This is a genomic window from Frankia torreyi (assembly GCF_000948395.1).
Classification (GTDB): domain Bacteria; phylum Actinomycetota; class Actinomycetes; order Frankiales; family Frankiaceae; genus Frankia; species Frankia torreyi.
Genome location: NZ_JYFN01000017.1, coordinates 72,548 through 85,486, shown reverse-complemented (window position 1 = coordinate 85,486; position 12,939 = coordinate 72,548). Strand labels below are relative to the sequence as shown.

General features: G+C 70.9%; 10 protein-coding genes and 1 pseudogene. 6 read left to right on the top strand and 5 right to left on the bottom strand.

The genetic code is table 11. The features are described 5' to 3' along the window. Nucleotides 1-123 precede the first annotated feature (123 nt). Complete coding sequence (locus FF36_RS12880) at nucleotides 124-759, top strand: SigE family RNA polymerase sigma factor (RefSeq protein WP_082121879.1); 636 nt, start codon at nucleotides 124-126, stop codon at nucleotides 757-759. Then, on the top strand, nucleotides 756-1,619 hold the full coding sequence (locus tag FF36_RS12875; protein ID WP_052681087.1) for a hypothetical protein: 864 nt from the start codon (nucleotides 756-758) through the stop codon (nucleotides 1,617-1,619). The genes FF36_RS12880 and FF36_RS12875 overlap by 4 nt, the downstream gene beginning before the upstream one ends. Before the next feature lie 62 nt (nucleotides 1,620-1,681). Here the strand turns inward: FF36_RS12875 and FF36_RS12870 are convergent, their stop codons facing one another. After that, nucleotides 1,682-1,966 carry a hypothetical protein gene (locus FF36_RS12870; protein WP_044885287.1) on the bottom strand — a complete coding sequence of 95 codons (285 nt, stop codon included), beginning with the start codon at nucleotides 1,964-1,966 and terminating at the stop codon, nucleotides 1,682-1,684. A gap of 332 nt (nucleotides 1,967-2,298) precedes the next feature. On the opposite strand from FF36_RS12870, the gene FF36_RS12865 reads away from it, so the two are divergent. Next, nucleotides 2,299-3,327, top strand: a complete 1,029-nt coding sequence (locus FF36_RS12865) for a CobW family GTP-binding protein (protein WP_044885286.1) — start codon at nucleotides 2,299-2,301, stop codon at nucleotides 3,325-3,327. 70 nt (nucleotides 3,328-3,397) lie between these two features. On the opposite strand, the gene FF36_RS12860 is transcribed toward FF36_RS12865, so the two are convergent. Both FF36_RS12860 and FF36_RS12855 read right to left on the bottom strand, forming a co-directional pair. After that, nucleotides 3,398-4,822, bottom strand: a complete 1,425-nt coding sequence (locus tag FF36_RS12860) for a pyruvate kinase (protein WP_055409231.1) — start codon at nucleotides 4,820-4,822, stop codon at nucleotides 3,398-3,400. A gap of 278 nt (nucleotides 4,823-5,100) precedes the next feature. Then, nucleotides 5,101-6,633, bottom strand: coding sequence for a CYTH and CHAD domain-containing protein (locus tag FF36_RS12855; RefSeq protein ID WP_044885285.1), 1,533 nt, complete (start codon nucleotides 6,631-6,633; stop codon nucleotides 5,101-5,103). Nucleotides 6,634-7,081: 448 nt separating this feature from the next. On the opposite strand from FF36_RS12855, the gene FF36_RS37835 reads away from it, so the two are divergent. The 3 genes and pseudogenes from FF36_RS37835 to FF36_RS12840 all read left to right on the top strand — a co-directional run bounded on the left by FF36_RS37835 (nucleotide 7,082) and on the right by FF36_RS12840 (nucleotide 10,523). After that, on the top strand, nucleotides 7,082-7,927 hold the full coding sequence (locus FF36_RS37835; protein ID WP_063897546.1) for a TetR/AcrR family transcriptional regulator: 846 nt from the start codon (nucleotides 7,082-7,084) through the stop codon (nucleotides 7,925-7,927). Further along, nucleotides 7,837-8,587 (top strand): annotated as a pseudogene (locus FF36_RS37830) (ABC transporter ATP-binding protein); the annotation flags it as partial. The gene FF36_RS37835 and the pseudogene FF36_RS37830, both read left to right, overlap by 91 nt. 280 nt (nucleotides 8,588-8,867) lie before the next feature. Further along, nucleotides 8,868-10,523, top strand: a complete 1,656-nt coding sequence (locus tag FF36_RS12840; protein ID WP_044885283.1) for an ABC transporter permease subunit — start codon at nucleotides 8,868-8,870, stop codon at nucleotides 10,521-10,523. On the opposite strand, the gene FF36_RS12835 is transcribed toward FF36_RS12840, so the two are convergent. Then, a complete protein-coding gene (locus FF36_RS12835; RefSeq protein WP_044885282.1) occupies nucleotides 10,476-11,270 on the bottom strand; it encodes a thioesterase II family protein in 795 nt (264 codons plus the stop codon). The two genes, FF36_RS12840 and FF36_RS12835, sit on opposite strands and share 48 nt — an antisense overlap. Next, nucleotides 11,224-12,939: a cyclic peptide export ABC transporter gene (locus FF36_RS12830; protein WP_044885281.1), complete on the bottom strand. Its 1,716-nt coding sequence runs from the start codon at nucleotides 12,937-12,939 to the stop codon at nucleotides 11,224-11,226. The genes FF36_RS12835 and FF36_RS12830 overlap by 47 nt, the downstream gene beginning before the upstream one ends.

The following is a 12,939-nucleotide window of genomic DNA, read 5'->3' as shown; positions in this document are numbered from 1 at the left end:
CGCCGCGGCGACCAGCGAGTCTTCGCTGGTCGCCGGCTCCGCCGCCGGCGAATGGGACGAAAGTTTCCCGACGGAGCAACCCGCGGGCCACTCGGCGGGATCTGGGTGGCTGTGGAGGGGCGCATGGATGAGGACAGACACCGGGAATTCCGCGAGTTCTTCGCACCGCGGCTGCCGCGGCTGCTGGGACTGGCCTACCTGCTCTGCGGGGATGCCACGGAGGCGGAGGACCTGACCCAGATCGCGCTCGCGCGGGCGTTTGTGGCGTGGCGTCGGGTCCGCGACAGCGACCATCCGGACGCGTACGTACGCCGCATCCTGGTGAACGCGAACAGGCGGCGGTTCAGCCGGCGACGGGTGGCCGAGGATCTCGTGGCGACGGTGCCGGAGGCGGCCGGGCACGGCGGTGGGTTTACCGCGGTGGAGGACCGGGCCGGGCTGGCCGCGGCGTTGGCCACGCTGCCGCCGGGCCAGCGTGCGGTGGTCGTCCTGCGCTACTGCGACGACCTTTCCGAGGATCAGGTGGCCACGGTGCTCGGCCGGTCGGTCGGGACCGTGAAGAGCCAGGCATCCCGGGGACTGGCGAAGCTGCGGTTGCACCCCGCGCTGCATTCCGAGTGGGCCGAGTCGCCGAAGCCGCCCGATCAGGGGCGTCACCACCAGCAGGTGACATCGGCGCAGGACACCGCGGCGTCCGACGCTGCGGCCCATGGCACCGCGGCACATGAAATTGGATCGATGACGGGAGGTTCCGCATGACAACCGACGAGACCACCGCCGCGTGGCTGCGCGCGGCGGCCGGGGATCTGCGTGCACATCCCTCGGAGCACATCTGGACCAGCGTCGAGGCGCGGGTCTCCGGGGAACGCCGACGCCGGGCAGCGAGGCGGACGATCCTGCTGGTCACGGTGTTCGCGGCCGCCGTGACCAGCGCCGCGGTCGCCTTCGGCGGTACGAGGACGGGCAGCGACGATCACGTGTCGCTGCTCCCGGCCGCGCCACCCCCCAGCCACACGATCACCAGCTCCACGAACACGGCCGTTCACCTCTCCCCGGCCGAGAAGGCTGCGATCCCCCTGGAATGCGCGCAGTCAGGTCCCGGCAAAGCGGATCCGGCCCGGTCCCCCACCTTCGGCCTGATCCCGCGAGCGGCGGTCCGCGACAATGTGGGGATCAGTATGAGTGTGCTGCTGGCCATTGACTCAACAACGACCGAGTGCGAGATCCCGCTCGACGCCGCCGGCCGGCCGGACATCTCACTGGCCTATGGGTTTATGAGCATCACGGCGCCCACTCGCTCCGCCCCTGACCCCGTATCCATCGACGTTTCCGGCAGCCACGAATTTGGCGGGCTGGACAGGCCTGATGACCCACGAAGGGTGCACACCGCCGGTGGACTGGTGAGCACCGAGGTCGCACGGATCACGGCGACCACGCCCGACGGGCAGACGATTCAGGTCCCGATCCAGGACGGCTTCTTCATCATGCGATCCGTTCAGGTGGACGGACCTGAACCGACCGACAAGTACGCGGTCCGGCACTGGCTGCAGTCAAGGGCGCCCGTTCTACGATTTTACGACGGCAGCGGCCGGCTACTCAAAACCGCCACCGCAGGATAACCGCCTCGGCCGGGTCCGGAAGCGGATCGATACAGGGCCGCCACCCGCAGGCAACCGAGCTGTCAGGACGGGACCTGCACCGCGAAGACCTGCTCGTGGTCCGCGGGTGTCCACATCCAGCCGGCGCCCGTTCGCGAGCCCAGCATCTCGGTCGCGTTCACCGGGTACGGCTCGTCGGGATTGGTCATCCCCCAACGTTGCGCGATCGTCTGGGCGGTACTGCGGGCGGTGGCAATGGCTTCCTGCTCGTCCGCATACACTCCGATGATTCTCAGCGCCGGGTCCTCTATCATGCCGCACTCGATGCAGCCGACCTTGCAGACGAGCCAGTTGAGCTTGCTGCTCACGGGAATTTCCTTCCGGAGTATCCGCGGACGCCGGTCACGACTGGACTTCTCGACCGCCGGGCCTCGGCGCTGCCGCCCGCGCGCCGATCCTAGCAAGCAATCCGACGACAACCTTCGGGCTCGGCGATGCTTTTCCACTCTGGTGGCGGGGCCTTATGGCTCCCCGCGAGGTTCCCATTTGTGAAGCACCCGGGGCGGGGCGGCTCGTGGCCGCCGGGTCGACGGCCGGCCCGGGTGGATAGTCTTCGTGGCCCGAGCCCGGGATCCGCGCACCAGGCGATGCGGATCGCGCCACCGGCGCGGTGCGGCCCGGGAGGGGGAGGCGGGCAGGGATGGGTGTGCGGGTACCCGTGATCGCGCTTACCGGCTACCTGGGCGCGGGAAAGACGACGGTGCTCAACCACCTGCTCCAGGCGCCTGGGGCGCGCCTCGGGGTGGTGGTCAACGACTTCGGCGCGATCAACGTCGATGCCGCACTGGTCACCGGCCAGGTGGACGAGCCGGCCTCGATCGCGGGTGGCTGCCTGTGTTGCCTGCCGGACACGGACGGCCTGGACCAGGCGCTGGCGAAACTGACCCATCCGCGGTTGCGGCTGGACGCGGTGATCGTGGAGGCCAGCGGCGTGGCCGACCCGCCGCATCTCGCCAGGCTCATCCGGTTCAGCGGCGTGGACCGCGTACGCCCCGGCGGTCTCGTCGACGTGGTCGACGCCGCCGCCTACTTCGACACCGTCGACACGGGCGGCCTACCGCCGGCCCGGTTCGCGTCGGCCTCACTCGTCCTGATCAACAAGACTGACCGGGTTCCGCCGGCGCACCGCGCCGAGACGGTGGCGCGGATCGCCGGCCGGATTCGCGCGAGCAACCCCCACGCCCACGTCGTCGAGACCACCCATGGCCGCATCGACCCGGTCCTCGTGTTCGACGCCGCCAGCCCGCACGACCCGGTCGACGAACTCCCGCTCGCGGCCCTGGCCCGGCACGACCACGACGGCGACCACGACGGCGAGCCGCACCCGCGCGTCAACGCGGTGACCGTTCCCGCCACCGGCCCGGTCGATCCCGGCCGGCTGGTCGACCTGCTTGAGGACCTGCCCGCGGACATGTACCGGCTCAAGGGCACCGTGACCGTGGACACCGGGCGGAGCCTGCGCGGCCACGTCGTGAATGTCGTCGGACGCCAGATCCACGTCGCGGCCAGGCCCGGGACCGGAAATCCCAGCGGTCTGGTCGCGATAGGCATGCATCTCGACCGGTCCACCGTCCGCACCCGGCTCGAGGCGGCCCTGGAGCCCTGCACCGGCCGCCCCGCCGCGGACGGGGTGCGCCGTCTTGCCCGCTACCGCCGCCTGAGCTCCTGAGGACCCGCCCGCACTCGGTGCCATCCGGACCTGGCCGACCCGAGAACCGGCGGCCGGCCAGCGGCGGCCGTCAGAGCGGGACCTTCGGCTCCGCCTGCCAGGAGCGCAGCCGGCGCATCAGGGAGGACTTCTTGTGCTGGTGGGCGCCCATCCGACCGAGCAGGTCGGCAAGCAGGGCGACGGCGTCGGCGACGTAGGGCCCCTTGTTGAGCATCACGCACTCCGCCCGTTCGGACATCGCCGCGTCGGTGATCTCGGCACGGGTGGGCTGGCCGGTGCGGGCGAGCTGGTCGAGAACCTGGGTGGCCCAGATCACCGGGACGTGCGCGGCCTCGCACAGCCAGAGGATCTCCTCCTGCAACTCGGCGAGCCGGCGATAGCCGCATTCGATGGCCAGGTCCCCGCGGGCGATCATCACGCCTACCCGCCGGTCGCGCAGCGCGGTGAGCAGGATCTGGGGCAGGTGCTCGAAGCCCTGCAGGGTCTCGATCTTGATGATGATGCCGAGGTCGTCGCGGCCGAGCGCGGCCAGCCGGGACTGCAGGTCCTCCACGTCGTGTGGTCGACGGACGAAGGACAGCGACACGATGTCGGCGTTCGCCGCGACGAAGCCGAGATCGGCCACGTCCTTGTCGGTGAGCGCGGGGATGGGCAGCGTGCTGTCGGGCAGGTTGATGCCCTTCCCGGCACGCAGTCGTCGTCCCTTCGGAGCGACGTCGGTCACCCGCAGGCGCAGGGCGTCCGATTCGGTCGCGATGACGACGGCGCCGATCTTCCCGTCGTCGAACCACACGCGGTGGCCCACGTGCACGTTCTGCAGCGGGAGGGTGCAGCCCACCCGACGCACCCTGCGACCCGACGCCGACCTCGCCGGCCCCGTCGGCTGCGCTGGCCCCGTCGGCTCCGGATCGCGGGCGAGGAGCAGTTCGTCACCCGCGTGCAGGCGGTGCGGCTCGTCGCCGTCGGCGACCGTGGTACGAGGCTTCGGGCCGGCGAGGTCCATCGCGACCAGGCAGGATCGACCGGTCTCGGCCGCGGCCCGGCGGACATTGTCGATCATCTGATTCCAGGCGGGCGGGCCGTCGTGCGCGGTGTTGATCCGCGCACAGTCCATACCGCGTTCGACGAGCTCGCGGACCAGCCCGTAGTCGTCCGCGGCGGCCGCCGGCAGCGTCACCATGATGCGCGCCGTGCGGCCGACCGGTGGCGGACCGAACAGGGCGTCGGTGTTCGCCGTCAGTAGCTGGCGTCCCTGCGCGAAGGTGAGCCAGTCACCGGTTGGCGGGCTGGTCGCCTCGCCGTCCAGCGCGCGCAGGGCGCGCAGCACCGCCTCGATCGTGGCCCGGACGTGACCCTCCGCGCGGCCGAGAGAGGACAGTCCGGCCTCGGAAAGCCGGACCTGCAGCTCGCGGACGTCGTGCTCCCGCAGAGCCACATAGTGCAGCAGGTTCTCCGCGCTACGCACATGCCCCGGGTACACCCGCGACAGATCCACCGCGTGATCTTCCGAATAACGGATCAGATCGTCCCGCAAGGTCGTGAGGGCGACGGTCAGATCGGCCGAACATTCGGATTCGCCCGCACGTTTGCTATCGACATCACAGGTCATCGCAACGCCCCCTCGGGGTGGCCTGACTCCACGAGCAGATTTTGCTTGTGGCCCGATCCTGCACACCCCGGACGGGATGTGCAGGGAGTCGGACGGCGGGCAAGGGCGAGACGTTCGGCACGGTGCCGTCGCCCGCCGTCGCCCGCCGTCGCCCAGCCGTCCGGTCAGCGCAGCCAGCGGCGCACCGGGGAGCGGCGCAGCTGGCTCCACAGGGCGGCGAAGTCCCGCTCGGCGGCACGGAGCCGACTGATCTGGATACCCAGCAGGACGCCGTAGGTCAGTGGATCGCCGTCGCGTTCGTGGGAGACCTGCGCGGCCCATCGACGCAGCAGGCCGGTGGCGACGATCGCGTCCTGATGGTCACCGAGAAGGTTCTGCGCCTGTTCGGCGAAGGCCGCGACGGCGAGGGCGTCGGTGCCGTAGAGCGGGACGAGGGCCTCGGCGGCGTAGCGCACCTGCTTGGCCTGCTTGCGGGCCTGGTGGTAGAGAAGGTCGCGGGCCGGGCCGGGCGGGGTGGCCTCGATGGCGGTGACCCGGCGGGCGAGCTTGTGGCCCGCCCGGTGGGCGAGTGGGAGCAGGACGTCACGGGCGGGCCGGGCCGCGGCGCCTTCGTAGGGTGTGGTGACGAATGCGCGCAGATCGGTGACCAGCCGTAGGTAGGACTCTGCCCGCAGGGCCGCCAGCGTCTCCTCGCGGGAGCGGGCGAGGTCGGCGGTCAGCTGCCCGGCGATGTGTTCGGCGACCGGGCCGACCACCAGGTCGGCGGGCAGCGCGGCGAGCTCGGCGGTGAGGTGCTCGAGCATGACCTCGCGATCACGGCTGCCGGACAGGGCCGAGGCCAGGTCACGCAACCGGCCGGCGAGGTCCTCGGCGACGTCGGGGTCGAACAACGGCGCGAAGGTGCGCAGCGTGCTGCGCAGCCGCCGGCAGGCGACCCGCATCCGGTGGACGGAGTCGGGCTCGTCGAGGCGCACCCGTGGATCGGCCTCGACCAGCGCGTCCACCTGGCTGACCAGGTAGGCGCGGATCACCGCGCCCGCCGGGGACCTGCCCCGCAGCCGCGTGCGGCCGCGGTCGGTGGACGTCGGGCGTGGGCTCGTGCCCAGCACCCGGGCCAGTTTCGACGCGTCCCCCGCCGGGGCGGCACCCGCCTCGATCAGCGTCCGGCCGGCCAGGTCCAGGATCTTGGGGTCGGTGTCGCCGATCAGCTCGGTCTCGATCTCCCGCCACGCCTGTAGTTCGGTGGTCGAACCGAAGGTCGCCGAGTGGACCTGATCGTCGGCGATCTCGACGAGGTCCCGGCCGCCGGCATCACGCAACCGCCACACCGTGCGCTCGGTTGTGATCTTCGCGATGGGCCGCAGGTCGCTCGGGCGCACGTGGATCAGGACCAGGTCGGCCAGGTCGCCGGGAGGGACCGCGGAGTCGTTGAGCGGTCGTTGGACCTCGAGTCGTTCGTCGGAGCGCACCGGCAACTTCAGGTGCCAGCCCGCGTCGTGACCGCCGGTGCGGCGGCGCAAGGTGATCTGGTTACGCGCCAGCCGCAGGTCGTCGGAGTCGTAGTAGACAGCGTCCAACGTCACGGTCCGGGGAGCGGTCACCTCCGCCACCCCGGCCAGCCGGTCCCAGGCCGGCGCGCTGAAGGCCGGTCCGACCTCGTACTTGTACTCGACCTCGTGAACTGTCTTGGCGCCCATCCTGCCCTCCGGCGAACACCCGATGTGTCATGTCCAGCTGACGTCGAGCGGGGTCAGCGCTCCGAGACCCGGCTGGGCACCCCGGCACCATCCATGTTCGGCCGATGGACAGGCCCCGGACAGCGGCGAATGTCCCCCTTCACCTGGACGTTCGGCTCTGGCCTGACACAGCGGCCCTGGCCGCGGGAAGGCCTCGCCGCGGGAAGGCCTCGCCGCGCGCATGACGCGCCATCCGGCGAAACGCATCGTGGTTGCCGATCACCAGTCGTCAATGCTAGGTTGCTGTGCACCGGACATGGAACTTCAAGTTCCAAGTTCAGAGTTCAGATTTCAGAGTTCAGAGGTTGCGATGTCTCCGGACGGGACGAGGAGCGGGGCCCAGCCCCGGGAGCTGAGCGGCCTGAGCCGCAGAAGTCGCCGCCGGTCGGGGCAGGAGACCGAACGGCGGATGCTGCGTGCGGCCGTGGACATGGTGAACCGCACCGGGCTGACGGTGAGCCTGGACCACATCAGCATGGAAGACGTCATCCGGGACGCGGGTGTCTCGCGCAGCGCCGTCTACCGTCGCTGGCCGTACAAGGACCTGTTCGTCATCGAGGTGGTGCGCGAGCTGGCCCGGCACGCCACCCCCACGATCGAGCACGACGAGGTGGCCCTGCTGCGACGGGTGCTCGCCGAGCGGCCGAACTGGTTCGAAACACCCGAGCTCCGGCGGGATCTCGTCGTCACGCTGTTCCGCGAGCTGGCTCTCCTCGACTTCCAGATCGTCTACGAGTCCGCGGACTGGCGAACGTATGTCGCGCTGCATGCGACGTTTCTGAGCCTGACCGACAGTGAGCTGCGTGACGAGGTCGGAGCGGCGCTCGCCCAGTCCGAGCGGGACCACACCACCCGGGTCGCGCGGTCCTGGGAGCAGCTTGCGGCGCTGTTCGGCTACCGGCTGCGGCCCGGCCTCGCGGCCACCTTCGAGACGCTCGCAAGCCTGCTCGGCGCCAGCATGCGGGGGCTGTTCCTGATGGCGCTGTCCAACCCGGACATCGCCGCGCAGCGGATGACGGCGCGCCCGTTCGGCGCGTCGGAGCCGGGCGAATGGTCGCTTCCGGCCTTCGGCGTCGCCAGTATCGCCTCCGCCTTCCTGGAGCCCGACCCGGCGGTCGACTGGGGCGAGTCACGGATCATCGACGTCCGTCACGCGCTGGAGCGTTGGACGGTTCCCGACTTACCCGCCGACGACCCGGGAGACGAGGACATGCCAGGCGACCCCAAGGTGACGCGAGAGGAGCGCACATCTTGACGGCACCCGCTATCCGCGCCGTCGGACTCGGCAAGCGTTACGGCGAGTTCCACGCGCTGCGAGATCTCGACCTGGAGGTCGCCCGCGGCGAGGTCCTCGGCTACCTGGGCCCCAACGGGGCCGGGAAGACGACGACGATCCGGCTGCTGCTGGGGTTCGCGCGGCCGACCTCCGGGCGGGCCGAGATCTTCGGGTACGACTGCCAGCGCCGGACCGTGGAGGCCCACCGGCACCTGGCGTACGTTCCCGGCGAGGCCAACCTGTGGCCGTCGCTCACCGGAGCCGAGGCGCTGCACCTGCTGGGACGGGTGCAGGGCAGGGTCGACGCCGCCTACCGCGACGAGCTGATCGAGCGCTTCGCCCTCGACCCGTCGAAGAAGGTGCGGGCCTACTCCAAGGGCAACAAGCAGAAGGTGCTCCTGATCGCCGCCCTGATGAGCCGTCCGGACCTGCTCCTGCTCGACGAACCCACCAGCGGGCTGGATCCGCTCATGGAGCAGGAGTTCCGGCGCAGCGTGCGGGAGGCGCGCGACGCCGGGCAGACGGTGTTCCTGTCGTCGCACATCCTCAGCGAGGTCGAGGCACTGTGCGACCGGGTGAGCATCCTGCGCGAGGGACGCCTCATCGAGATGGGAACACTGGGCGAGATGCGCCACCTGTNCAGCCTGACGGTCGAAGCCACGTTCGACGGTGTGCCCCCCGACCTGACCCGCGTGCCCGGCGTGACCCGGGTGGTGGTGGACGGTCATCGCGCCCGGCTGGACCTGAGGGGGCCGATCCAACCCCTCGTCGACGCCCTCACCGGCTCGGGCGTGCGGGAGCTGCTCAGCCGCGAGCCCTCACTGGAGGAGCTGTTCCTCGCCCATTACGGGCCGGACGGCGCCGCGCCGGACCAGTCCCCGGCGGCCGGGAAGGTCCCGGCCCCCGCGAAGGCCCGGACATGACCGAGCTGACCCTCCCCCGACCCGGCGTTCTGCGACCCGCCGGCGGCGGTCCCCGGCTGGTGGTGGCCGGTCAGGTGTCCCGCCGCGCCGCCCGGTCGGGCGCGCTGTGGGGCCTCGTCTTCGCCCTGTTCATCGTCGTGCAGACCGTCACCTACACCTCGGAGTACGACACCCAGGCAGCACGCGATCAGATGGCCCGCGTCTACGGGACGAACGCCGGCATGAACGCGATTTTCGGCCAGGCGGACGCCATCAACACCATCGACGGATGGGTCACCTGGCGCTTCGTCGGCATCGTGGGCCTGCTCGGGTCGGCGTGGGGTGTGCTGACCGCCACCCGTCTCCTGCGCGGTGACGAGGAGTCCGGGCGCTACGAGCTGCTGTTGGCCGGTCAGACGACGCGCCGCCGTGCCGGCGGTCAGGCGATCGCCGGGCTCGGCGTGGGCCTGGCGGCCATGTTCGTGCTGACCGCGCTGGGGACGATCGCCGTCGGTCGGCGCTCCACCGTCGACTTCGGCCTCGGCCAGTGCCTGTACCTCTCGGTCACACTCGTGGCCGGCGCGGCGATGTTCCTCGCCGTCGGAGCCCTCGCCTGCCAGCTCATGGCCACCCGGCGTTCCGCCGCGGCGATGGCGGGCGGGGTGCTGGGCGTCGCGTACGCCCTGCGGATGGTGGCCGACTCGAACCCGAGCGTGCACTGGCTGGTGTGGCTGAGTCCGCTCGGCTGGCTCGAGCAGGTCCGCCCGCTGACCGAGCCGAATCCGACGGCGCTGCTCCCCGCGCTTGTCCTGCTGGTCGGGGCCGCCGCCCTGGCCCTGCACCTGGTCGGCGTCCGTGACGTCGGGACGGCGGCCCTGCCCGACCGGCACTCCGCACGGCCCCGCCTGGCCCTGCTCGGCGGCCCGACCAGGTTCGCCGCGCGCCTGCAACGGCCGGTGGCGCTCGGCTGGCTGCCCGTGATCACCGCGTTCTCCGTGCTCCTCGGCGCGGTCGCCGAGTCCTCGACGGAGGATGCCACCGGTTCGAAGGACGTCGAGCAGGCGATCGGACGGCTCGGCGGACACGGGTCGTCCGCCGCGCTCTACCTTGGCCTCACCTTCCTCGTCGTCGCGCTCCTGGTCGCGCTGGTCGCCGCCGGGCAGAGCACGGCCATCCGGGCCGAGGAGGCCGAGGGGCATCTGGACAATCTTCTGGTCCGTCCCGTGCGCCGGGCATCGTGGCTCGCCGGACGGCTGGGACTGTCCTGCCTTCTGCTCGTCGCCGCCGGCCTGCTCGCGGGGGTCGGAGCCTGGGTGGGGACGGCCGGTCAGGACGACACGGTGCGTCCAGGTGCGCTGGTCACGGCCGGGCTGAACGTCGTCCCGCCCGGGCTGCTCCTGCTGGGTCTGGGCACCCTGGCGTTCGGTGCCTGGCCACGGCGCACCTCGATGGTCGTCTACGCCTACCTGACCTGGTCGGTCCTCGTCGAGTTCGCGGGAGGCACCGTCCACCTCAGTCACTGGCTGTTGGACACGTCCGTCTTCTTCCACATGGCCCCGGCTCCCGCCGGCGGCCCCGACTGGTCGAGCGCGGCGATCATCACCGGCCTCGGGGTGGTGGGCGCGCTACTCGGCGGTCTGCTGTTCTCCCGTCGTGACCTGAAGGACGAGTGAGGCGCGCGGTAACAGCCCCAGGTCCTGGGCGACCGAAGCCACCAGTCGGGTCGCGGCAGAATGCAGGAAGAAGTGGTCGCCGGGGAACATTTCCAGGCGCGATCCCCGACGTGACAGCCCGTGCCATTCATCGAGTTCCGACGGTGGTACCAGCCGGTCCTCGGTCCCACCGAAGATGGTGATGGGGACGTCGAGCGGCGGCCGCTCACGATACCGATAGGTCTCGACGAGCGAGAAGTCCGCCCGCAGCGTCGGCAGCATCAGCTCCATCAGTTCCCGGTTCTCCAGGAGCACCTGCGGCGTTCCGTTGAGCCGGCGCAGTTCACGGATCATCGCCGCGTCCGAGGCCGCATGGATCGGCGGCCGGCCGGACTGCCGCCCGGGCGCGGACTTCGCCGCGACGAACAGGTGCGCCGGTTGCGCCCCTCCCCGCTCGCGCAGCTCCATGGCCAGCTCGAACGCGATGAGTGCCCCCATACTGTGACCGAAGATCGCGAAGGGGCGGTCGAAAGCGGGCGTGAGCCGATCCGCGAGGGCCCTGACCAGGGGTGCGAGCCGCAGGAAGGGCGGCTCCTGCAGGCGCCGTCCCCGGCCGGGCAGTTCCGGCGCGCAGATGTCGAGCGCCTCGGGGGCGATGTCCGACCAGCCACGGTAGACCGCGGCCCCACCCCCCGCGTAGGGCAGGCAGAAAAGCCGGAACTCAGCGTGCGGGTTCGGCGCCCGTCCGGCTGACAGCCAGCTGTTCATCGGGGTTCTCCTCCTGTCTGATCTGACCCTGGTCCAGCCGGATGACCCGGTCGGCGACGTGGAAATAGCGGTCGTCATGGCTGATCACGATCACCATCCTGCCGCCGGCCTTCAGCTCCGCCAGGAGTTCGGTGTAGAAGAACTCCTTGAACATCGGGTCCTGGTCCGCCGCCCATTCGTCGAACAGGCAGCACGGACGGTCCTCGAGGTAGGCCGCGAGCAGGGCCAGCCGTTTCCGCTGCCCCTGGGACAGCGCCGTCGTGGAGAACCGGTCGCCCACGATGGCCACCTTGTGATCGAGCGCAAGGCGCTTCAGATGGTGGCGCGCCTTCTCGGCACGGCCGCCGTCCGGCAGGCCGAGCAGGCTGTCGAACAGGAAGAAGTCCGCGAACACGGCGGAGAAGTGCTGCCGGTAGGCGTCCCGGTTCGCCGCCGTGACCTCGGTGCCGTCCACCCGGATCGCGCCGCGTTCCGGGGGATACAGCCCCGTGAGGACCTTGCCGAGCGTCGACTTCCCGCTGCCGTTCGCGCCGACCACAAAAACGATCTCTCCGCGCCGGAATTCCAGATCAAGCGGGCCGAGCACGAACTCCTCCCCCGCCGGTCCCGGATAGCGGTGGGACACACCGCACAACTGCAGCCGTGACCAGTCCGGCGACGCCCCGGCACCGGACCGGTTCGCCGACTCCTCCCGAACGCCGTCATCCCGGTCGCCCTCCTCCCGATCGCCGTCCTCCCGATCGCCGTCCCGCAGCAAGCCGATCCGCTCCTCGATCGTGCCCAGCGCCACGGACGCGCGGCCGAGCATGGGCAGCCAGGTGAGGCCCCCCTGCAGGCTCGAGACCAGGAACAGCACGACGAGCACGCTGTCGGTCAGCGTCTTCGCCGAGATCGCCGTGTACGCGGGCAGGACGAACAGCAGCACCCCGATGAGCCCGAAGAACACGGCCTGCCCGCTGGCCGCCGCGCCCTCGAAGACCGACAGGCCCACGACACTGTGCCGGCGGTAGGAGTCCGCCGTCGCGTTCAGTTCGGTCCCGGCCAGCACCTCGCGCCGCCTGCGGTTGAGCTTCAGCTCCTTGATCCCCTCGGTGACGCCGCGAAAGTGCTCGAACAGAAGGTCCTGCTGTTCCCGGGCGGCGGCGAGGGCGCGCAGGCCGGAGGAGGAGAACAGCCGATAGACGACGACCCCGACCACGACCGCCACGAGTGTGGCGAGAGCGGCCGTCGGCGAGACGATCACCAGGTACACCAGGCACACGATGGTGAAGGCGACGCTGGAGCACACGATGGGCAGCCCGGGCAGCGCGTCGGCGATCACGACCACGTCGTCCGACAACGCCGAGTACAGCGGCGCGGTGCCGATCTTCTCGACGGTGCGCAGCCGGGCGCCCAGAATGTCGTCGACGAGCCTGCGGCGCAGGCCGGACAGGACGCCCTGGGACAACCGGAACAGCAGGTGCTGCGAGACGAACCGGGTCACGACGGTGACCAGGCAGAGCGCGGTGAACGCCAGGATCAGCGCCGCCGAGGCGTCCGCCGGATGTCCGAGCGCCTGGTTGACGACCGCGATGAACGCGGCGCCGGTCGCGCCGCTGACCACGCTCGCGGCGACGGCCAGCAGGAAGGCGCGTCGCGACGATCGCAGCAGATAGCTGAAGAGGATCAT

Excerpts from the sequence above, each read along its gene's own strand:
- FF36_RS12880 (WP_082121879.1), top strand. The coding sequence starts at position 124 with ATGGATGAGGACAGACACCGGGAATTCCGCGAGTTCTTCGCACCGCGG.
- FF36_RS12855 (WP_044885285.1), bottom strand. The coding sequence starts at position 6,633 with ATGGGCGCCAAGACAGTTCACGAGGTCGAGTACAAGTACGAGGTCGGA.
- FF36_RS12865 (WP_044885286.1), top strand. The coding sequence starts at position 2,299 with ATGGGTGTGCGGGTACCCGTGATCGCGCTTACCGGCTACCTGGGCGCG.
- FF36_RS12875 (WP_052681087.1), top strand. The coding sequence starts at position 756 with ATGACAACCGACGAGACCACCGCCGCGTGGCTGCGCGCGGCGGCCGGG.
- FF36_RS37835 (WP_063897546.1), top strand. The coding sequence starts at position 7,082 with ATGCTGCGTGCGGCCGTGGACATGGTGAACCGCACCGGGCTGACGGTG.
- FF36_RS12835 (WP_044885282.1), bottom strand. The coding sequence starts at position 11,270 with ATGAACAGCTGGCTGTCAGCCGGACGGGCGCCGAACCCGCACGCTGAG.
- FF36_RS12840 (WP_044885283.1), top strand. The coding sequence starts at position 8,868 with ATGACCGAGCTGACCCTCCCCCGACCCGGCGTTCTGCGACCCGCCGGC.
- FF36_RS12830 (WP_044885281.1), bottom strand. The coding sequence starts at position 12,939 with ATGATCCTCTTCAGCTATCTGCTGCGATCGTCGCGACGCGCCTTCCTG.